This is a genomic window from Pseudomonas sp. JL2 (genome assembly GCF_031570495.1).
Classification (GTDB): Bacteria; Pseudomonadota; Gammaproteobacteria; order Pseudomonadales; family Pseudomonadaceae; genus Aquipseudomonas; species Aquipseudomonas rhizophila.
Genome location: NZ_JAKUDH010000023.1, coordinates 64,731 through 85,935, shown reverse-complemented (window position 1 = coordinate 85,935; position 21,205 = coordinate 64,731). Strand labels below are relative to the sequence as shown.

Here is a 21,205-nt window from a genome sequence, read left to right as displayed (position 1 = left end):
AGGTCGGCAAGTAAATTGCCTGGGCTGTCATCGAAAAACGGAGCGTTCACACGCTCCGTTTTTTGTTTCTGATACTTCCCGCACACCCGGTTCCCTTGTGGGAGCGAGCCTGCTCGCGATAGCGGTGGGTCAGCCACATCAATGCCCACTGATAAGACGCTATCGCGAGCAGGCTCGCTCCCACAGAGGGGTGGCTTCGTCAGCAGGATATGTATTCTAACAGCCCGGACCCAGTAACATTCGCTTTATGACCGCCACTGCCCCCTACATCGGCCGCTTCGCCCCCACACCCAGCGGCCACCTGCACTTTGGCTCCCTAGTCGCCGCGCTGGCGTCCTATCTGGATGCCCGGGCCGCGGGCGGGCGCTGGTTGCTGCGCATGGAGGACCTTGACCCACCACGGGAAGAGCCTGGCGCGCAAGCGGCAATCTTGAAGGCACTGCAAAGCTACGGGTTTGAATGGGACGGCGAGATGGTCCGTCAGAGTGAGCGCCATGAGGCCTACGACCAGGTCATCAATCGCCTGCTCAGCCAGGGTCTGGCCTATGCCTGCACCTGCTCGCGCAAACAACTGGAGCCGTATCAGGGCATTTATCCGGGCCTGTGCCGCAACGCCGGTCACGACACCAAAGACGCGGCCATCCGCCTGCGCGTTCCCGAGCTGGCGTATCACTTCAACGACCGTGTACAAGGCCCGTTCCGCCAGCACCTGGGCCGTGAAGTCGGCGATTTCGTGATTCGCCGTCGCGACGGGCTCTATGCTTATCAACTGGCGGTGGTGCTGGACGACGCCTGGCAGGGGGTCACCGATATCGTGCGCGGTGCCGACCTGCTGGACTCCACACCACGTCAGCTGTACCTGCAAGAGCTGCTTGGCTTGCCACAACCGCGCTACCTGCATGTGCCGCTGATCACCCAACCGGACGGACACAAACTCGGCAAGTCCTACCGCTCGCCACCGCTGGCGGCCGATCAGGCCACGCCATTGTTGTTGCGGGCACTGCGCGCGCTGGGCCAACAGCCAGGCCCCGAACGGGTCGACGCCAGCCCCCGGGACCTGCTGGACTGGGGCATTCGCCATTGGGATGCGGGGAAGATACCGCGCACTTTGACCCTGCCAGAGGCGCAAATACGTTGACGGCGCTTGCAGCTTGGCCCCCATCCGTTACCATCGCCGCACGTTTTCGGGCACGCGTTTAAAAAAGAGAGGCCGGGATGTACATCTATCGCTTGGTCCTGCTCCTGGTAGTGGGGATTTATCTGTTCTCCCCGGCCATCATGGATTGGTGGATCGACGCCACGGGTGCCTGGTATCGGCCCTATCTGCTTTGGCTGATCCTGATCGTCGTGACCTTCATCCTGCAGAGCCAAAAAGATGCCGATGAGCTTTAGCCTGACCCAGATGATCCTGATCAGCGCAGCCTACCTGGCAGTGCTGTTCGGCGTCGCCTGGATCAGCGAACGGGGCATGATCCCCCGGGCGATCATCCGCCACCCGCTGACCTACACCCTGTCGCTGGGCGTCTACGCCAGCGCGTGGGCGTTCTATGGCACGGTCGGGCTGGCCTATCAGTACGGCTACGGTTTTCTGTCCAGCTACCTGGGTGTATCGGGGGCATTCCTGCTGGCACCGGTGCTGCTCTACCCGATCCTGAAAATCACCCGCACCTACCAGCTATCATCCCTGGCCGACCTGTTCGCCTTTCGCTTTCGCAGCACCTGGGCCGGCGCGCTGACCACGATTTTCATGCTGGTGGGCGTATTGCCGTTGCTGGCCCTGCAGATCCAGGCGGTGGCCGACTCCATCAGCATCCTCACCCGCGAACCGGTGCAGCACCGGGTCGCACTGAGTTTCTGCGCGCTGATCATTCTCTTCACGATTTTCTTCGGTTCCCGCCACATCGCCACCCGGGAGAAACACGAAGGCCTGGTGTTCGCCATCGCCTTCGAATCGGTGATCAAACTGATCGCCATCGGCGGCGTCGGCCTCTATGCCCTGTACGGCGTATTCGATGGCCCGCAACAACTGGAGCTGTGGCTGCTGCAGAACCAGACCGCCCTCGCCGCCCTGCACACACCCCTGCAGGAAGGCCCGTGGCGCACGCTGTTGCTGGTGTTCTTCGCGTCAGCGATCGTCATGCCGCACATGTACCACATGACCTTTACCGAAAACCTCAACCCGCGCTCGCTGGTGAGCGCGAGCTGGGGCCTGCCGCTGTTCCTGCTGCTGATGAGCCTGGCGGTGCCGCTGATCCTGTGGGCCGGACTGAAGCTGGGAGCCAGCACCAATCCTGAGTATTTCACCCTCGGCATCGGCATCGCCGCCAACAGCAAGGCCCTGGCGTTGCTGGCCTACATCGGTGGCCTGTCGGCGGCCAGCGGCCTGATCATCGTTACCACGCTGGCGCTGTCGGGCATGGCGCTCAACCATCTGGTGCTGCCGCTCTACCAGCCGCCAGCCGAGGGCAATATCTACCGCTGGCTGAAATGGACCCGCCGCGCACTGATCGTCGCCATCATCATGGCCGGCTACGGCTTTTACCTGATGCTGGGCGACGGACAGGACCTGGCCAACCTCGGCATTGTCGCGTTCGTCGCCACCTTGCAGTTCCTGCCCGGCGTACTGTCGGTGCTGTATTGGCCAACAGCCAACCGCCGTGGTTTTATCGCCGGTCTGCTCGCGGGGATCCTGGTGTGGCTGGTCGCCATGCTGTTGCCACTGCTGGGCAACATGCAGGGCTTCTATATCCCGTTGCTGAACATGATCTACGTGCTCGACGACACCAGTTGGCACATGGCGGCCATCGCCTCACTGGCGGCGAACGTGCTGATGTTCACCCTGATTTCACTGTTCACCAACGCCAGCAGCGAAGAGGCCAGCGCCGCCGAAGCCTGCGCGGTGGACAACGTTCGCCGCCCTCAGCGCCGGGAACTGCACGCCGCCTCACCCCAGGAGTTCGCCACGCAACTGGCCAAGCCCCTGGGCGCCAAGGCCGCGCAAAAAGAAGTCGAACAGGCCCTGCGCGACCTCTACCTGCCCTTCGATGAACGCCGTCCATATGCCCTGCGTCGCCTGCGGGACCGGATCGAAGCCAACCTGTCCGGCCTGATGGGCCCCAGCGTGGCCCAGGACATGGTCGAGACGTTCCTGCCCTACAAGGCCGGCGGCGAGAACTATGTCACTGAAGACATCCACTTCATCGAGAGCCGTCTGGAAGACTACCACTCGCGCCTCACCGGCCTGGCCGCCGAACTGGACGCCTTGCGCCGTTATCACCGCCAGACCTTGCAGGAACTGCCGATGGGCGTGTGCTCCCTGGCCAAGGACCAGGAAATCCTGATGTGGAACAAGGCCATGGAGGAACTGACTGGAATCGCCGCCCAGCGCGTGGTTGGTTCACGCCTGAGTACCCTGAGTGAGCCGTGGAAAGGCCTGCTGCAAGGCTTCATCGACCTGCCGGATGAGCATTTGCACAAGCAGCACCTGGCCCTCGACGGCCAGACTCGCTGGTTGAACCTGCACAAGGCGGCGATCGACGAGCCGCTGGCGCCGGGTAACAGTGGCCTGGTATTGCTGGTGGAAGACCTCACCGATACTCAGATGCTCGAAGACAAGCTGGTCCACTCCGAACGGTTGGCAAGCATCGGTCGGCTGGCCGCCGGGGTGGCCCACGAAATCGGCAACCCGATCACCGGCATCGCCTGCCTGGCGCAAAACCTGCGCGAAGAGCGCGAGGACGACGGCGAACTGACGGAAATCAGCGGTCAGATCCTCGAACAGACCAAGCGTGTGTCGCGTATCGTCCAGTCACTGATGAGCTTCGCCCATGCCGGCGGCCACCAGCACAACGACGAGCCCGTCTGTCTGGCCGAAGTGGCCCAGGACGCCATTGGTCTGCTGGCCCTGAACCGGCGCAATTTCGAGGTGCAATTCTTCAACCTGTGCGACCCGGATCACTGGGTCGACGGCGATCCCCAGCGGCTCGCCCAGGTACTGATCAACCTGCTCTCCAACGCCCGCGACGCCTCACCTGCGGGCAGCGCGGTGCGGGTCAAGAGCGAAGCCAGCGAACACACGATCGACCTGATCGTCGAAGACGAAGGCAGCGGTATCCCCCAGAACATCATGGACCGATTGTTCGAACCTTTCTTCACCACCAAGGACCCGGGCGAAGGCACCGGTCTGGGCCTTGCACTGGTCTATTCCATCGTTGAAGAGCATTATGGACAAATCACCATCGACAGCCCGGCCGATGTACAAAGCCAACGCGGCACCCGTATACGGGTGACCTTGCCGCGTCATGTCGAAGCGACGTCCGCTGTGAACTGAGACCGTCGAGAGAATCGAATCAATGCCGCACATTTTGATCGTCGAAGACGAAACAATTATCCGCTCCGCCTTGCGCCGCCTGCTGGAACGCAATCAGTACCAGGTCAGCGAAGCCGGTTCAGTGCAGGAAGCACAAGAACGTTTCAGCATTCCAACGTTTGACCTGATCGTCAGCGACCTGCGCTTGCCTGGCGCCCCCGGCACCGAACTGATCAAGCTCGGCCAGGGCACGCCGGTGCTGATCATGACCAGTTACGCCAGCCTGCGCTCGGCGGTGGACTCCATGAAAATGGGCGCGGTGGACTACATCGCCAAGCCGTTTGACCACGACGAGATGCTCCAGGCCGTGGCCCGCATCCTGCGCGACCGACAGACGGCGGCCAGCCATGCGCCGGAACCGGCGAGCAAGGCGACAGCCTCCGCCAAAGGTGGCGCCGGCAACCATAACGGCGAAATCGGCATCATCGGCTCCTGCCCGCCCATGCAGGACTTGTACAGCAAGATCCGCAAAGTGGCGCCCACCGACTCCAATGTCCTGGTCCAGGGCGAGTCCGGCACCGGCAAGGAGCTGGTAGCCCGTGCGCTGCATAACCTGTCCCGACGGGCCAAGGCCCCGATGATTTCGGTGAACTGCGCGGCGATCCCGGAAAGCCTGATCGAGTCCGAACTGTTCGGTCACGAAAAGGGTGCGTTCACGGGTGCCAGCGCCGGGCGCGCCGGGCTGGTGGAAGCGGCGGACGGCGGGACGCTGTTCCTCGATGAAATCGGTGAACTACCCCTTGAAGCCCAGGCACGTTTGCTGCGGGTGCTTCAGGAAGGCGAGATCCGTCGGGTCGGGTCGGTGCAGTCGCAGAAAGTCGACGTGCGCCTGATCGCGGCCACGCACCGCGATCTCAAGAGCCTGGCGAAGATCGGCCAGTTCCGTGAAGACCTGTATTACCGTTTGCACGTCATCGCCTTGAAGCTGCCGGCCCTGCGCGAGCGTGGCGCCGACGTCAACGAAATCGCCAATGCTTTCCTTGCCCGCCAGAGCGCGCGGGTCAACCGCACCGATCTCAAGTTCGCCCCGGATGCCGAGCAGGCCATCCGTCACTACGCCTGGCCGGGTAACGTTCGAGAGCTGGAAAACGCGGTAGAGCGAGCAGTGATCCTCTGCGAGAGCCCGGAAATCTCGGCCGACCTGCTAGGCATCGACATCGAGCTCAGTGACCTGGACGATGACGAGTTCATCGGCCTGGCCCCGCAACAGGGTGGTGCCAACAACTCCAGTCACGAGCCTACCGAAGACTTGTCCCTGGAAGATTACTTCCAGCATTTCGTCCTCGAACACCAGGACCACATGACTGAGACCGAACTGGCGCGCAAGCTGGGGGTTAGCCGCAAATGCCTGTGGGAACGCCGCCAGCGCCTGGGTATCCCACGCCGCAAGACCGGGGTCGCCAGCGAAAGCTGAGGTGCGCGGGTAACACCGCCCAATGTGAAAAAACTGTTACCTCAGCTTTTTCACGTAACAGAAGCCGGGGTTTACGGTAACGAAACCCCGGCTTTTTTTCGCCCCGAAAAAACCAGCAACCCCGCCAGCCCCCCGACTTTGCTAGGGTTCGCAAAAGTTGGCACGCACCCTGCTATAGCTTTGGTACAAGAACAATAACAAACCGTGTAAACGACAATAAAAATAAGACGAATCGACTCACGCACAATAAAAACAAGACGGCGAGAGGCGCAGCTAACTGATTCTTTTGGAGAGGCGTTGTATTTGGGGCTTGCCCCACAACCAGGCCGAGAACAATAAAACTGTCCCAAGACAGGTGCCTGAACTGGTTGGATCGATTGATCACTGCAACACAGCGACCAAAGCAATCCGTTTGCTCTTGACTCCCGAATGGGAGTGTCACGCAGGGAAAACCTCGTGGCGCGGGCACTCAACAAAAACAAGAAGCCCGAAATCAATAATAAAAACAGAGCACGCAACTAATTCTGGGGGAGCTTCGGCTCCCCCTGTGGTTTCCGGCATTCCCCTTCCCTTAAAGCCTACAAGGCTTGTCGCTCAAGCTTGCAGCTCAAAACTGCTCCGTCCTACACCATCCCTCGACTAAATGCTAGAATCCCCGCCCATCATGCGGTCACTCTTCGTTTTTGGCCGAATATTCCTTCAAACAGTGCATCCCATGCTGAAGAAGCTGTTCCAGTCATTCCGTTCTCCCTTGCGTCGTACGCAACACATTCGCAGCACGCCTGAAGTGCTCAACAGTGGCCAGCATTCGTTGCAAAAGGCCCAGTTCAGCCGTTACGCGGTGAACATCGTCGAACGCCTGCAGAACGCCGGCTACCAGGCTTATCTGGTGGGCGGATGTGTGCGTGACATGCTGCTCAACATCACGCCCAAGGATTTCGACGTCGCCACCAGCGCCACGCCGGAACAGATCCGCGCCGAATTTCGCAACGCACGGATCATTGGTCGGCGCTTCAAGCTGGTCCACATCCACTTCGGCCGCGAAATCATCGAAGTGGCGACATTTCGCGCCAACCACCCGCAAAACGATGAAGAAGAAGACAGTAGCCAGTCTTCGCGCAACGAGAGCGGGCGCATCCTGCGCGATAACGTCTACGGCACGCTGGAAGAAGACGCGCAACGCCGCGACTTCACCATCAACGCCCTGTATTACGACCCGGTCAGCGAACGCATCCTCGACTACGCCAATGGCGTACACGACATCCGCAATCGCCTGATCCGCCTGATCGGCGACCCCAAGCAGCGTTACCAGGAAGACCCGGTGCGCATGCTGCGAGCCGTGCGTTTCGCCGCCAAGCTGGATTTCGGCATCGAAAAACACAGCGCCACGCCGATCCGCGAATTGGCGCCGATGCTGCGGGAAATCCCGTCGGCCCGTCTGTTCGAGGAAGTGCTCAAGTTGTTCCTGTCGGGCAACGCGGCGGACACCTTTGAAATGCTGGTGGACCTGCAACTGTTCGACCCGCTGTTCCCGGCCAGCGCCGAAGCGCTGGAGCACAACCCGACCTACACCCACACCCTGATCAGCGAAGCGTTGATCAACACCGATCTGCGCATCAAGCAGAACAAACCGGTGACCCCGGCCTTCCTGTTTGCCGCACTGCTCTGGCCTGCCCTCCCGGCCCGGGTGCTGCGCCTGCAGGAGCGCGGCATGCCGCCGATCCCTGCCATGCAGGAAGCCGCCCACGAGCTGATCAGCGAACAGTGCCAGCGCATCGCGATTCCGAAACGCTTCACGATGCCGATCCGCGAAATCTGGGACATGCAGGAACGCCTGCCACGGCGCAGCGGCAAACGTGCCGACCTGCTGCTGGACAACCCGCGTTTCCGGGCCGGCTACGACTTCCTGCTACTGCGTGAAAGCGCCGGCGAACAAACCGATGGCCTCGGTGAATGGTGGACTGACTACCAGGACGCCAACGACAGCGAGCGCCGCGACATGATCCGCGAACTCAGTGGTAAGGACGACGGTGCCAGCGGCCCGCGCAAGCGTCGTCGCAGCAGCGGCGCCAAGCGTAAACGTGCCGGTGTCCCGAGCGCTTCGGACGAGTAATCGATGGAGCGCATCTACATCGGCATGGGCAGCAACCTCGCCGAGCCCGCCGAACAATTGCGCAGCGCTGTCCAGGCGCTGGCGCAACTGCCCGACACGCAACTGGCGGGCGTGTCAGCGTTCTACCAGAGCGACTCCCTGCTGCCCGGCCAGCCACGCTACACCAATGCGGTCGCGGCGCTGGACAGTCGCCTGGCGCCGCTGGACCTGCTCGATGCGCTGCAAGCCATCGAAACCGGGCAAGGTCGCGAACGCCTGGAGCGCTGGGGTCCGCGCACCCTGGACCTGGACATTCTCCTGTTCGGCGATCGCCTGATCGACGAGCCCCGCCTGAAAGTCCCTCACTACCACATGCACGCCCGGGCCTTCGTACTCTATCCCCTCGCAGAACTGGCACCCGCCGACCTGCGCCTGGCCGATGGAAGGCTGCTCAAGGACCTGCTTGCAGCGTGCCCGTTTGTCGGCCTGGAACGCTTGCCCTCCAACTGACGTAGATAGCCTGTGGGAGCGAGCCTGCTCGCGACAGCGGTGATTCAGCCAATGCAAATGTCGACTGACACACCGCAACCGCGTGCAGGCTCGCTCCCACAAGATTCGGACCCTACAGTCACTTTCGAGACTCTCCCCCACGCTGAAACGCATCAGTAACCCCGGTAACACCCGGCGGTAACACATCCAATTGACTTCCCGGGTACTCCTCACGACTATAGGCGTCCCGTCGCCGCCAACGCGGCGCTAAAGGGCGCAATCCAGGCCTTACAAGCACCACGCATAGAGGGTGCGCCTGTATAAATGACGAATCATGCGCGTTACTCGCAGTAGTTCAAGGAGGTGTTCTCAGTCAGGGAAACCGATTGAGAACATCCCCTGGCGCCTAATGAGGACTTTTTCATGCCAGCTATTACCCTGACCACGCTGCAAGGTCTCAAGCAAAAAGGTGAAAAAATCACCATGCTGACCTGCTATGACGCAACTTTCGCCCACGCCTGCAATGAGGCCGGTGTCGAAGTGCTGCTGGTGGGCGATTCCCTCGGCATGGTGCTGCAAGGTCACGACAGCACGCTGCCGGTGACCACCGCCGAGATGGCCTATCACGTGGCCGCCGTCAAACGCGGTAACACCGATGCACTGATCCTTGCCGACCTGCCATTCATGGCCTACGCCACCCTCGAACAAACCATGACCAACAGCGCCATGCTGATGCAGGCCGGCGCCCACATGGTGAAAGTAGAAGGCGCGTTGTGGCTGGCCGATTCCATTCGCCTGCTGGCCGAACGCGGCATCCCGGTGTGCGCACACCTGGGCTTGACGCCCCAAGCGGTGAACATCCTCGGTGGCTACAAGGTTCAGGGCCGCAATGAAAACCAGGCCCGTCAGATGCGCGCCGATGCGATCGCGCTGGAGCAGGCGGGTGCCGCGATGTTGCTGCTCGAATGCGTGCCCAGCGAACTGGCGGAGGAAATCACCCAGGCGGTGAAGATCCCGGTCATCGGCATCGGCGCCGGCAGCGCCACCGACGGCCAGGTACTGGTGCTGCATGACATGCTCGGCTTGTCGATCACCGGTCGCGTACCCAAGTTCGTGAAGAACTTCATGGCCGGGCAAGCGACCATCCAGGCCGCCCTGGGCGCCTACGTTACCGAAGTCAAAGCGGCGACCTTCCCTGGCGTCGAGCACGGATTTTCTGCATGAACACCGTCAAAACCGTACGCGAACTGCGGGCCGCCGTGGCCCGCGCCCGCAGCGAAGGCAAACGCATTGCTTTCGTGCCGACCATGGGCAACCTGCACAGCGGCCATATGGCGCTGATCACCAAAGCGGCGCAGCGGGCCGACTTCGTGGTGGCGAGCATTTTCGTCAACCCGCTGCAATTCGGTGCCGGCGAAGACTTGGACAAATACCCGCGCACTTTGGCTGCCGATCAGGAAAAACTGCTCCAGGCCGGCTGCCATCTGCTGTTCGCTCCAACCGTCGAAGAAATGTACCCCGACGGCATGGCCGGACAGACCCGGGTCAGTGTCCCGCAACTGTCCGAAGGCCTGTGCGGCGCCAGCCGTCCGGGGCATTTCGAGGGCGTGGCAACGGTGGTCAGCAAACTGTTCAACATGGTCCAGCCTGACCTTGCGGTGTTCGGCCAGAAGGACTTCCAGCAACTGGCGGTGATCCGCGCGCTGGTCCATGACCTGAACATGCCGATTCAGATCATCGGTGAGCCGACCGTTCGCGCCGAAGATGGCCTGGCGCTGTCGTCACGCAACGGCTTCCTCAGCCCTGAACAACGCGCGGTGGCACCCGTGGTCTATCGCAGCCTGAGCCAGATTGCCGAGGCGATCAGGCTGGGGCGGCGGGATTTCCCGGTGCTGGTGGCCGAGCAGGTCAAGCAACTGGAAACTGCCGGCTTGCGTCCTGATTATCTGGAAGTCCGCCACGCCCGTACCTTGCGTCCGGCCACGGCCGAGGATCGTGATCTGGTGATTCTGGTTGCCGCTTTCCTGGGCACCACCCGGTTGATCGATAACCTGCACCTGGACCTCGACGCACTCGCCTGAACACCCTAGCCCAATGGGGGCCTTGTGGGAGCCAGGCTTGCTCGCGATAGCAGTCTAAAAGTCGACATATGTGTTGAATTTGACGGCGTCATCGCGAGCAAGCTTTGCTCCCACAGCCTTCGCTTCCACAAGGGATAGACGGTGTTTTACAGACTGCATTCTCACATCTCTTGTGTATTGCTGCCTCCAGAGCCTTCGGGCAAACTGCCCGCCGTTCGGACCCGACCAGAGGAAACATTCATGCACGCCATCATGCTCAAGGCCAAGCTGCACCGCGCCGAAGTCACTCACGCCGTGCTCGACTACGAAGGCTCCTGCGCCATTGATGGTGAGTGGCTGGACCTGTCGGGTATCCGCGAATACGAACAGATCCAGATCTACAACGTCGACAACGGTGAACGCTTCACCACCTATGCAATCCGTGGCGAAGAAGGCTCGCGAATGATTTCGGTCAACGGCGCTGCGGCGCACAAGGCCAAGGTGGGTGACCGGGTGATCATCTGCGCCTACGCCCATTACAGCGAAGCCGAACTGGCCAACTTCAAGCCCCGCATGCTGTACATGGCCCCGGGCAACGAACTGAGCCACACCAGCAATGCCATCCCGGTTCAGGTCGCCTGACCGAACCCTGTGCCGCTCCCTCGGTGTGCAAGCTTGGGGAGCACGCTTTGCTCCCACAGCGGGCATTCCCCAGAATAGGGACTTTGTGCCAGGGAACATCGCCGCGCTTCCGTCTGTCGGACCAATCCCGCCCCTGTTGTATAAAAAAGTACCGGGAAACGGTCTGACAAAGCCAAGACAGATCGCAACGCGAGGTTTACTGTAGTCGCCCTGTGCCCATAGATCGTGTCGACGCAGTTGTCCGGACGCCCCCAGAGGCCATGCCGGAATTTTTAGTGTACAAAAGGTCGTTCAAGTAAAAAGGAAACCCGCAGCGATGGCGTATTACCGAACCCCTCACGACGTGACCGCTCTGCCTGCTTGGCAAGCGCTGAATGACCACCGCAAAGCCATGCAGGATTTCAGCATGCGCGAAGCGTTCCATGCCGATCCGCAGCGTTTCAATCAATTCACTCTGTCGAGCTGCGGCCTGTTTCTCGACTACTCAAAGAACCTGATCAACGCCCAGACCCGTGACCTGCTGGTGTGCCTGGCCAATGAAGTCGACCTCAAGGGCGCGATCAAGGCGCTGTTCGAAGGCGAAATCGTCAATGCCTCCGAGAGCCGCCCGGCCCTGCATACCGCGCTGCGCCGCCCTGTGGGCGATAAACTGCTGGTGAACGGCGCCGACGTCATGCCCGACGTACACAAGGTGTTGAACCAGATCACTGATCTGGTGGGGCGCATCCATGACGGCCTGTGGCGCGGCTACACCGAGAAACCGATTACCGACGTGGTGAACATCGGCATCGGTGGCTCTTTCCTCGGCCCGGAACTGGTCTCCGAAGCGCTGCTGTCTTACGCGCAAAAAGGCGTGCGCTGTCACTACCTGGCGAACATCGACGGCAGCGAGTTCCATGAACTGACCATGAAGTTGCGCGCCGAGACCACGCTGTTCATCGTCTCGTCGAAATCCTTCAACACCCTCGAAACCCTGAAGAACGCCCAGGCTGCCCGTGCCTGGTACCTGGCCCAGGGCGGTTCCGAAGCCGAGCTGTACCGCCACTTCATCGCCGTATCGAGCAATAACGCCGCCGCCGTGGCCTTCGGCATCCGCGAAGAAAACATCTTCCCGATGTGGGATTGGGTCGGCGGGCGCTACTCGCTGTGGTCGGCCATCGGCTTGCCGATCGCCCTGGCCATCGGCATGTCGAACTTCAAGGAATTGCTCTCCGGCGCCTATTCCATGGACCAGCATTTCCAGAGCGCGCCGTTCGAACAGAACATGCCGGTACTGCTGGCGCTGCTGGGCGTGTGGTACGGCAACTTCTGGGGCGCGCAAAGCCACGCGATCCTGCCGTACGACCACTACCTGCGCAACATCACCAAGCACTTGCAGCAACTGGACATGGAATCCAACGGCAAGAGTGTGCGCCAGGACGGCACTCCGGTGTCTACCGACACAGGTCCTGTGATCTGGGGCGGCGTCGGTTGCAATGGTCAGCACGCCTACCACCAGTTGCTGCACCAGGGCACCCAGTTGATCCCGGCAGACTTCATCGTGCCGATCGTCAGCTTCAACCCGGTTTCCGATCACCACCAGTGGCTGTACGCCAACTGCCTGTCCCAGAGCCAGGCACTGATGCTGGGCAAGACCCGCGCCGAAGCCGAAGCGGAACTGCGTGACAAAGGTGCGAGCGAAGAAGACGTGCAGAAACTGGCCTCCCACAAGGTGATCCCGGGCAACCGTCCGAGCAACACCTTGGTGGTCGAACGCATCAGCCCACGTCGCCTTGGCGCATTGGTAGCGCTGTATGAACATAAAGTGTTCGTGCAAAGCGTGGTCTGGGGTATCAACGCGTTCGACCAATGGGGCGTGGAGCTGGGCAAGGAATTGGGCAAGGGCGTCTACAACCGTCTGGTGGGCAGCGAAGAAAGCGCGGCCGAAGACCCTTCGACCCAGGGCTTGATCAACTACTTCCGCGGGCGTCATCGCGGCTGATCCTCAAGTAGTTATCAAGGCCCGCGTTACCTTTGTGGGAGCGAGCCTGCTCGCGATGGCGGTGGATCAGTTGACACAGATGTTGACTGACACAGCGCCATCGCGAGCAGGCTCGCTCCCACAGTTGATTTGTACATGACTTGAACCCTCCGGCTACTCGGCGCATCTTTATGACTTGTCGCAAAAACAAGAATAAGGAACCGTCATGTTCGATATCAGCCAGTACCCCCAAGCCGATGCCGTCCGCCGGGCTGCGCAACTGAGTCAGGACGAGTACACGCGGCTCTACAAAGAATCCATCGAACATCCCAGCGCTTTCTGGGGCGAGCAGGCCACGCGCTTTCTCGACTGGATGACGCCTTGGCAAACCGTCCAGCGCTATGACCTCAAGATCGGCGACGCCACCTGGTTCGCCGGGGGCAAGCTGAACGTCAGCGCCAACTGCATCGACCGCCACCTGGAGACACGTGGCGACCAGACGGCGATCATCTGGGAAGGCGACAACCCCGCCGAATCGGCAGAAATCACCTACAAAAAACTTCATCACCATGTTTGCCGCCTGGCCAACGTGCTGAAAAGCCGCGGCGTGAAGAAAGGCGATCGGGTCTGCATCTACATGCCGATGATCCCTGAAGCGGCCTACGCCATGCTTGCCTGCACACGGATTGGCGCGGTGCATTCGGTGGTGTTCGGCGGTTTTTCACCGGACTCGCTGCGCGACCGGATTCTCGACGCCGATTGCCGCACCGTGATCACAGCCGACGAAGGCGTGCGCGGCGGACGATTCATACCGCTCAAACGCAACGTCGATAAGGCCCTGGAAAGTTGCCCGAACGTCAGCACCGTGCTGGTGGTCGAGCGCACCCAGGGCGAAGTGGCCTGGGTCGAAGGCCGCGACCTGTGGTACCACCAGGCCATGCACGACATGAGCGACGATTGCCCGCCGGAACCGATGGACGCCGAGGACCCGCTGTTCATCCTCTACACCTCCGGCAGCACCGGCAAGCCCAAGGGCGTACTGCACACCACAGGTGGTTATCTGCTGCAAGCGGCGATGACGTTCAAGTACGTGCTCGATTACCGCGACAACGAAGTGTTCTGGTGCACCGCCGACGTCGGTTGGGTCACCGGTCACAGTTACATCGTCTACGGCCCGCTGGCCAACGGCGCCACCACGCTGATCTTCGAAGGCGTACCGAGCTACCCCAGCAGTTCGCGCTTCTGGCAGGTGATCGACAAACATCAAGTCAATATTTTCTACACCGCGCCGACGGCCCTGCGAGCGCTGATGCGCGAAGGTGCCGGACCGTTGCAGGAAACGTCGCGCAAAAGCCTGCGATTGCTCGGCAGCGTCGGTGAGCCGATCAACCCGGAAGCGTGGGAATGGTACTTCAACGTGGTCGGCGAACAGCGCTGCCCGATTGTCGACACCTGGTGGCAGACCGAGACCGGCGGCATCATGCTCAGCCCGCTGGTGAGTGCGCCGCGGCTCAAGCCGGGCTGCGCCACCCGACCGATGTTTGGCGTGCAACCGGTGTTGCTGGATGAAACCGGCAAGGAAATCCATGGCGCCGGCAGCGGTGTGCTGGCGATCAAGGCGAGCTGGCCGGGGCAGATTCGCAGCGTTTATGGCGACCACTCCCGCATGGTCGACACCTATTTCAAGCCCTACCCCGGCTATTACTTCACCGGCGACGGCGCCCGTCGAGACGAAGATGGCGATTACTGGATCACCGGGCGCATCGACGATGTGATCAACGTCTCCGGTCACCGCATCGGCACTGCCGAAATAGAAAGTGCCTTGGTGCTGCACGACAACATCGCCGAAGCGGCAGTGGTCGGTTACCCCCACGACCTCAAAGGCCAGGGCATCTACGCTTTCGTCACGCCGATGGACGGAATCGAGGCCAACGACGCGTTGAAAAAGGAATTGCTGGACCACGTCAGCAAGGAGATCGGCAGCTTCGCCAAACCGGAACTGATCCAGTGGGCGCCGGCACTGCCCAAGACCCGCTCGGGCAAGATCATGCGGCGCATCCTGCGCAAGATTGCCTGCAACGAGCTCGACAGCCTCGGTGATACCTCGACCCTGGCCGATCCAAGCGTGGTGGAGGGGCTGATCGACAAGCGCCTTAATCGCTGAGCGAATGACTCGGTTCCCCTGAGGCATCGAGTCCTTGCGTCGCTGGACTGTGGGAGCACAGCTTGCTCCCACAAATCCCCTCGCCACAGAAACTGCTAAACTCCCGCGCCTCATTTCCTTAAGGCGCGCCCGGCATGTCTTCCTTGAATCAGGCGCTGCGCGCCGCCCTCGATCAGCGTCAGGACCTGCTCGGCCAATTGCACCAGCAAGGCACCGATTGCTATCGCTTGTTCCATGGCAGCCAGGAAGGCGCCCCTGGCCTGACGGTCGACCGCTACGGCCCGCAATTGCTGGTGCAAAGTTTCCATCAGTCACTGGAACGCGATGCCTTGCTGCAATTGCACGGTATCGTCAACGAGTGCCTGGGCCTGGACACCCTGCTGGTCTACAACGATCGCGCCCGGGGCAATTCGCGCGTCGACCGCCAGGACACCGTTTACCAGGCTGACGAAACCGCCCTGCAAGACCTCGTCGGCCATGAATGGGGTCTGAACTACCGCGTGCGCGGGCGCCATGCCGGGCAGGATCCATTGCTGTTTCTCGACCTGCGCAACGCCCGGGGCTGGGTCAAGGAACACAGCCGTCACAAAAGCGTGCTGAACCTGTTCGCCTACACCTGCGGCGTCGGCCTGAGCGCCGCGGCCGGTGGCGCGCGCGAGGTGTGCAACCTGGACTTTGCCGAAGGCAACCTGGCGGTGGGGCGCGAGAACGGTTTGCTCAACCCTGATCTGCCGCCCATGGATTTCGTGCAATCGGATTACTTCCCGGCCATCCGCCAACTGGCCGGCCTGCCCATCAGTCAGCGACGCGGGCAGAAGCTGCCAGGTTATGTGCGCCTGGAGCAACGCCAGTACGACCTGGTGCTGCTCGACCCGCCCGCCTGGGCCAAGAGCGCGTTCGGCACTGTCGACCTCTTGCGCGATTACCAGAGCCTGCTCAAGCCGGCGCTGCTCACCACCGCTGAAAATGGCGTGCTGATCTGCTGCAACAACCTGGCAAAAGTCTCCATGGACGACTGGCGCGAGCAGGTGCTGCGCTGCGCGGAAAAGGCCGGCCGCCCGGTGCGCGAATGGAAAATACTGACACCCGGCAGCGATTTCCCCTCGCTGGACCAGCAGCCACCACTCAAGACGTTGATCCTTCAGCTCTGAACCAGCGGTTCAACTCCTACGCCGAAAACGGACAAATCTGATAAATCACAGTGGCTTCGGAACCGTAAACGCATGCCATACTCCAAGGCACTCCGAATTCACACCAGATGAAGCCGCACATGCCCAAAGGATTGATTCGCGCTTTCGGCGCCCTGTTGACCGTACTGGCCCTCTACAGCCTGCTGGGTTTTCTGATATTACCCGGTGTCGCCTTGCGGATCGCCAATCAACAACTGGCCGACCATGCAACGGTGCCAGCCCAGATTCAGCGTATCGAGCTCAATCCCTTCAGCCTCGAAGTCACGCTTTGGGGCCTGAATGTCGGCGAACCGGGCAAGGAGCAGATAGCCTTCGAGCGGCTGTACACCAACCTGCAGCTCGACAGCCTCTGGTCCGGTGCCCTGCACCTGACCGATATCGAGCTGGACAAGCCCAAGACCGAGATCATGTTCGCCAAGGACGGTCAGTTGAACCTGTTGGGCCTGTTCAAGCTGCCGGCCAGCGAACCCACCCCGGCCGACCCCGACGCCAAGCCGTTTCCCCTGCGAATCGACCGGATCAAACTGGCCGGCGGTTACCTGCATTTTCAGGACCTGCGTCCCAGCGAGCCCATCGAGTTTCTGTACGACACCCTTGATTTCGAGCTCAAGAACCTCAGCACACTGCCCGACGACAACGCCGACATGACCCTGGTGGCCGTCAGCCCTCAAGGCGGCCGGGTCGACTGGACCGGCAACTTCAGCCTCACGCCGATCGCCTCCGAGGGCAAGATCAAAGTCACCGACGGCCAGATGAAAGTCTGGTGGCCCTACGTACGCGACGCGGTACCGCTGGTGCTGGAAAACGGCGTGCTGAACCTGAGTACCGACTACAAGCTCAACCTGGCCAAGGGCACCGAACTGCTGCTCAACAACGTGGCCGTCAGCGTGGCCCCCTTCTCCATCAAGGCGCCGGATGGCCGTCCATTGGCGAAGCTCGAACGCCTGGATGTGAGTGATACAACCGTCGACCTGGCCAAGCAACAAGTCATCGTCGGCAAGATCCGCAGCCAGAAGCTGGAAACCTGGGCCGCGCGCGAGGCGGATGGGCAACTGGACTGGCAAAAACTCTTCGCCAGTCAGCCGGCCAAACCGCAGGTCAAGGTCGAACCGGCGTCGGCCCCGGCAGCCGCCGATTCGCCCGAGCCTGCCCCCCAGGCACCGAGCAAGCCCTGGCAGGTGCTGTTGAAGGACGTGCAACTGCGCAATTACCAGGTGCACCTGGCCGACCGTCAGGCGCAACCTGCCGTAGCCCTGGACGTGGGCCCGCTGAACCTCGACCTGCAGAACTACGACACCCTCAACGGCTCACCCTTTACCCTCAAGCTGGATACCGGGATAGGCAAACAGGGCAAGATCCTGGCTGACGGCGAGGTCAACCTGAACCCGATCACCGCCCGGCTCAAGGTCAAGACCCAGGACATCGACCTGCGGGTCGCCCAGGCCTACATCAACCCGTTCATTCGCCTGGAACTGCGCTCCGGGATGCTCGGCAGCGACCTGGCGGTGGACCTCAAGAGCACCGAGCCACTGGCATTCGCCGTCACCGGTCGCGCCCAGGTCGATCAACTGCACACCCTCGATACCCTCAGGACCCGGGACTTCATCAAGTGGAAACAGTTGGTGCTCGAAGGGCTCAACTATCAGCACGGCGACAGCCTATCGATCGACAAGGTCAACCTGTACCAGCCTTACGCGCGATTCATGATCAACCCAGACCGCACCACCAACGTCGATGACCTGCTGATCCCGCAACCGGCCGACAGTGGTACGAACAACAGCCCGGCAAAACCGGCATCCCAGGAGAAACCGCTGGGCATCCACGTCGGCGGCATTGCCATCAACGATGGCTCGGCCAACTTCGCCGACTTCAGCCTGACGCCGAACTTCGCCACGGCCATCCAGCAGCTCAACGGCCAAATCGGCACCATCGACAGCCGCCAGGCCAAGCCGGCCACCGTGGACATCAACGGCAAGGTCGACCGCTACGCGCCTGTCACCATCAAAGGGGCGCTCAACCCCTTCGACCCGATGGCCAGCCTCGACATCGCCACCAGTTTCAAACGGGTCGAACTGACGACCCTGACACCCTATTCCGGCAAATTCGCCGGCTATCGCATCCGCAAGGGCCGACTCAACCTCGACCTGCACTACCGGATCACCAAAGGCAAGTTGCTGGCCGACAACAAAGTGGTGGTCGAGCAACTGCAGCTGGGGGAAAAGGTCGACAGCCCGGACGCCGTGAGCCTGCCGCTCAAGCTGGCCGTCGCGCTGCTGAAGGACTCCGAAGGCAGGATTTCCATCGAGCTGCCGGTTTCCGGCGACCTCAATGATCCGCAATTCAGCGTGATGCCAATTGTCTGGCAAACCCTGCGCAACCTGGTGGTACGGGCGGCCCAGGCGCCATTCAAACTCATCGGTGGGCTGGTGGCCGGGGGTGCCTCGCAAGACTTGGGCAGCGTGTCATTCGCCCCGGGCTCAAGCGAACTGAACCCGGACAACGAAGGCACGCTGCTCAAGTTGTCCGAAGCCCTCGGTAAACGTCCGGAGTTGCGCCTGGAGATCGAAGGCACCGCCGCCCAAAGCAGCGACGGTCCGCTGCTCGCCGCCCAGCGTCTGGAACGCGAATACCAGTACAACTACTACAAGATGCTGCAGCGCAGAGGCGACAAAGTCCCTGCCAAGGCCTCGCTGCTGGAGGTGCCCGAGGATGAAAAGGCACCGCTGCTCGAAGGCATCTATCGCACCCGTCTCAAGACCCAGCCACCGGTCGAATGGACGCAACTGGATAAAAAGGCGCGCACGGAAAAACTGCGCGAAGGCGTGATCTCGTTCTGGAGTGGCAACGAAGTGCTGTTGCGCCAGCTGGGACAGGAGCGCGCCAGCAGCATCAAGGATTTCCTGGTGGACAAAGGGCAATTGGCCGATGACCGTGTGTATTTCATCGACGCCAGCCTCGGTCAGGCCGAAAGCGACGGGCGCGTGATCACCCCCATGCATCTGGATGCCGAATAAGATGAAACGTCTGTACGGGCTTAGCCTGATCTTGCTGCTCGCCAGCGGCCAGACGTCGGCAGCCGATACATTGCGCTGTGGCAGCCAGTTGATCAGCGTCGGCGACCGCTCCAGCGAAGTCCTGCAAAAATGCGGGCAACCCGCGGCGCGGGATGACCTGGGCTACAAACGCAGCGTCAATCGCCGGGAAGAATACCCGGTGGAAGAATGGACCTACGGCCCCAACAGTGGCATGTACCAGTACCTGCGTTTCGAGGGGAATCGGTTGGTGCAAATCACCAGCAAGCGGGGGCGCTGAGCGGTTCTGTCATTCAGTTGAGATGGCGTGGGATGTGCCGCCGCCAATCGCGAGCAGGCTCCCTCCCACATTCGAACGCATCTTGCCGAAGAAGCTCGTCCACTGTGGGAGCGAGCCTGCTCGCGAAATCGGCCAGTCGATTTCCCAGATGGGTCCCTGAATACTTTTCCATTGCGCAATAGAACAGGCCCCCGGCACGAATGCCGGGGGCCTGTAATGGCCACTTCCGTGTGGCCTTCGCATGAACTCCAAAGCAACGGCAAACGTATGTCTCAGCCCGCTTGCCGTGCCTTCTCCCGGTCCAGGCGAGAAGCCTTGAGTCTTACTCGGATTTCAGGCCGTCAGCCGAAACGTCTCGGACGCCTTTGATTTTCTTGGTAATCGCCACGGCGGTGTCTTTTTGCGCGTCGGTCAGGACAGTAGTCGACGACAGCGACACTACGCCTTTATTGGTTTCTACCTTGATATCGGAACCTGGGATGCCTTTTTCAGTGACCAGATCGGCTTTGACCTTGGTGGTGATCCAGGTATCAGAAACATCTTCTTTGGCTTCTGTCACTTCACCAGCAGCCAGCATCATCGGAGCCTGAGTTGCTTGAGTGGTCTCGGCGAAAGCGCTAGCCATGGTCAGAGTCAGGGCGGTGGCAGCTGCGGCAGTGATAGCGAACTTCTTCATACGAGTAACTCCTGTTTTTCTCAAAAACTGCCGGAGGTGTTTCCCGGCAGGGTTATCAGGAGTAGTGCGAAGGCTGTGCCAGTTTTCACGAATTAATTAATTCTTTTAAAATCAACTAGTTAAGCGAAACGGCAATTTTCACAATCATGCAAAATGCATGGCCTGCTGATTTGGGACATGCAAGTTGCGGCTTTTTCGGCGCTCCCTAAGTTTATGAATTGTTGAGGTTTTCCTGGGCAAGGGGAAAAGCCCCTCGCCACCGGCTCAACCAGACCCAAAATCAGGGTGCAGCGGCCCCCGTGCAACCGGCGGGCAAGAATTCCTGGACGGCCGTCGAAGCGCAGGTCCAGACACCGGCTGCTGAACGGGAAAGGGTGATTGCCTTGCCGAGAACGGGAGCTGGCGCATTCAGCAGGGTGCATGCAATGGTTCCGGTTCCGTCCGCTGCAGTACCTGAAGCGGTCAGGGTGCAATTGCTGGTGGGCGATGTTCCACCGATATTGGCTAACGTCGGGTTGGTTCCCTGGTTCATGACGTCCTCGAACGGCACCTTCAACGCGGAGACTTCCGCCAGCCCCGCCGTAGCTTTCGCCCGCGCTTGATACTTGGAATACTGCGGCAACGCAAACGTCGCCAGGATGCCGATGATCGCCACAACGATCAGCAACTCGATCAAGGTAAAACCGTTTTGCTTATTCATAGATAATCTCCAAAGCATGAGGTGGAGTCTCATGACCTGAGGAGGCCATTGCATGGCATGTGCCAACCCTGTCGCGCCCGCTGGCAAGGGACTTCGACCCGCCGCGTCCCTATGTCCTACCCCAACAAGCGCACTAT

16 protein-coding genes are annotated in these 21,205 nt (G+C 61.0%); 14 read left to right on the top strand and 2 right to left on the bottom strand.

Features of this window, described 5'->3' with window-relative positions; genetic code table 11:
• Positions 1-247: 247 nt before the first annotated feature.
• The 14 genes from gluQRS (at position 248) to MKS85_RS23755 (ending at position 19,692) form a co-directional block, all read left to right on the top strand.
• Complete coding sequence (gene gluQRS / locus MKS85_RS23820; protein WP_047229881.1) at positions 248-1,138, top strand: tRNA glutamyl-Q(34) synthetase GluQRS; 891 nt, start codon at positions 248-250, stop codon at positions 1,136-1,138.
• A 77-nt stretch (positions 1,139-1,215) separates the two neighbouring features.
• Positions 1,216-1,392 (top strand): hypothetical protein, encoded by a 177-nt coding sequence (locus tag MKS85_RS23815; protein WP_003176118.1) that lies wholly within the window; start codon positions 1,216-1,218, stop codon positions 1,390-1,392.
• Positions 1,376-4,330, top strand: a complete 2,955-nt coding sequence (locus MKS85_RS23810) for a sensor histidine kinase (protein ID WP_160893587.1) — start codon at positions 1,376-1,378, stop codon at positions 4,328-4,330. Before MKS85_RS23815 ends, MKS85_RS23810 begins: the two co-directional genes overlap by 17 nt.
• Positions 4,331-4,352: 22 nt before the next feature.
• A complete protein-coding gene (locus MKS85_RS23805; RefSeq protein ID WP_047229846.1) occupies positions 4,353-5,783 on the top strand; it encodes a sigma-54 dependent transcriptional regulator in 1,431 nt (476 codons plus the stop codon).
• Positions 5,784-6,498: 715 nt separating this feature from the next.
• Complete coding sequence (locus MKS85_RS23800; RefSeq protein WP_047229847.1) at positions 6,499-7,896, top strand: polynucleotide adenylyltransferase PcnB; 1,398 nt, start codon at positions 6,499-6,501, stop codon at positions 7,894-7,896.
• Between the two features lie 3 nt (positions 7,897-7,899).
• Complete coding sequence (folK, locus tag MKS85_RS23795) at positions 7,900-8,385, top strand: 2-amino-4-hydroxy-6-hydroxymethyldihydropteridine diphosphokinase (RefSeq protein ID WP_173407392.1); 486 nt, start codon at positions 7,900-7,902, stop codon at positions 8,383-8,385.
• A 402-nt stretch (positions 8,386-8,787) separates the two neighbouring features.
• The gene (gene panB / locus MKS85_RS23790; protein WP_188252336.1) at positions 8,788-9,588 is read left to right on the top strand and encodes a 3-methyl-2-oxobutanoate hydroxymethyltransferase; all 801 of its coding nucleotides are present in this window, start codon (positions 8,788-8,790) and stop codon (positions 9,586-9,588) included.
• On the top strand, positions 9,585-10,445 hold the full coding sequence (gene panC / locus MKS85_RS23785; protein ID WP_047229850.1) for a pantoate--beta-alanine ligase: 861 nt from the start codon (positions 9,585-9,587) through the stop codon (positions 10,443-10,445). Before panB ends, panC begins: the two co-directional genes overlap by 4 nt.
• 240 nt (positions 10,446-10,685) lie before the next feature.
• The gene (gene panD, locus MKS85_RS23780) at positions 10,686-11,066 is read left to right on the top strand and encodes an aspartate 1-decarboxylase (protein ID WP_047229851.1); all 381 of its coding nucleotides are present in this window, start codon (positions 10,686-10,688) and stop codon (positions 11,064-11,066) included.
• Positions 11,067-11,382: 316 nt separating this feature from the next.
• Positions 11,383-13,047: a glucose-6-phosphate isomerase gene (pgi, locus tag MKS85_RS23775; RefSeq protein ID WP_047229852.1), complete on the top strand. Its 1,665-nt coding sequence runs from the start codon at positions 11,383-11,385 to the stop codon at positions 13,045-13,047.
• Between the two features lie 205 nt (positions 13,048-13,252).
• Positions 13,253-15,190 (top strand): acetate--CoA ligase, encoded by a 1,938-nt coding sequence (acs, locus tag MKS85_RS23770; RefSeq protein ID WP_047229853.1) that lies wholly within the window; start codon positions 13,253-13,255, stop codon positions 15,188-15,190.
• 134 nt (positions 15,191-15,324) lie between these two features.
• Positions 15,325-16,341 (top strand): class I SAM-dependent rRNA methyltransferase, encoded by a 1,017-nt coding sequence (locus tag MKS85_RS23765; RefSeq protein ID WP_188252337.1) that lies wholly within the window; start codon positions 15,325-15,327, stop codon positions 16,339-16,341.
• A gap of 119 nt (positions 16,342-16,460) precedes the next feature.
• Positions 16,461-19,394, top strand: coding sequence for a DUF748 domain-containing protein (locus MKS85_RS23760; protein WP_310663141.1), 2,934 nt, complete (start codon positions 16,461-16,463; stop codon positions 19,392-19,394).
• A gap of 1 nt (position 19,395) precedes the next feature.
• Positions 19,396-19,692, top strand: coding sequence for a DUF2845 domain-containing protein (locus MKS85_RS23755; RefSeq protein ID WP_047229856.1), 297 nt, complete (start codon positions 19,396-19,398; stop codon positions 19,690-19,692).
• Positions 19,693-20,014: 322 nt separating this feature from the next.
• Here MKS85_RS23755 and MKS85_RS23750 read toward each other — a convergent pair whose 3' ends face one another.
• Together MKS85_RS23750 and MKS85_RS23745 are read right to left on the bottom strand one after the other, a co-directional pair.
• Positions 20,015-20,368: a BON domain-containing protein gene (locus MKS85_RS23750; RefSeq protein ID WP_047229857.1), complete on the bottom strand. Its 354-nt coding sequence runs from the start codon at positions 20,366-20,368 to the stop codon at positions 20,015-20,017.
• Between the two features lie 280 nt (positions 20,369-20,648).
• Positions 20,649-21,068, bottom strand: coding sequence for a pilin (locus MKS85_RS23745; protein ID WP_047229858.1), 420 nt, complete (start codon positions 21,066-21,068; stop codon positions 20,649-20,651).
• Between the last annotated feature and the right edge of the window lie 137 nt (positions 21,069-21,205).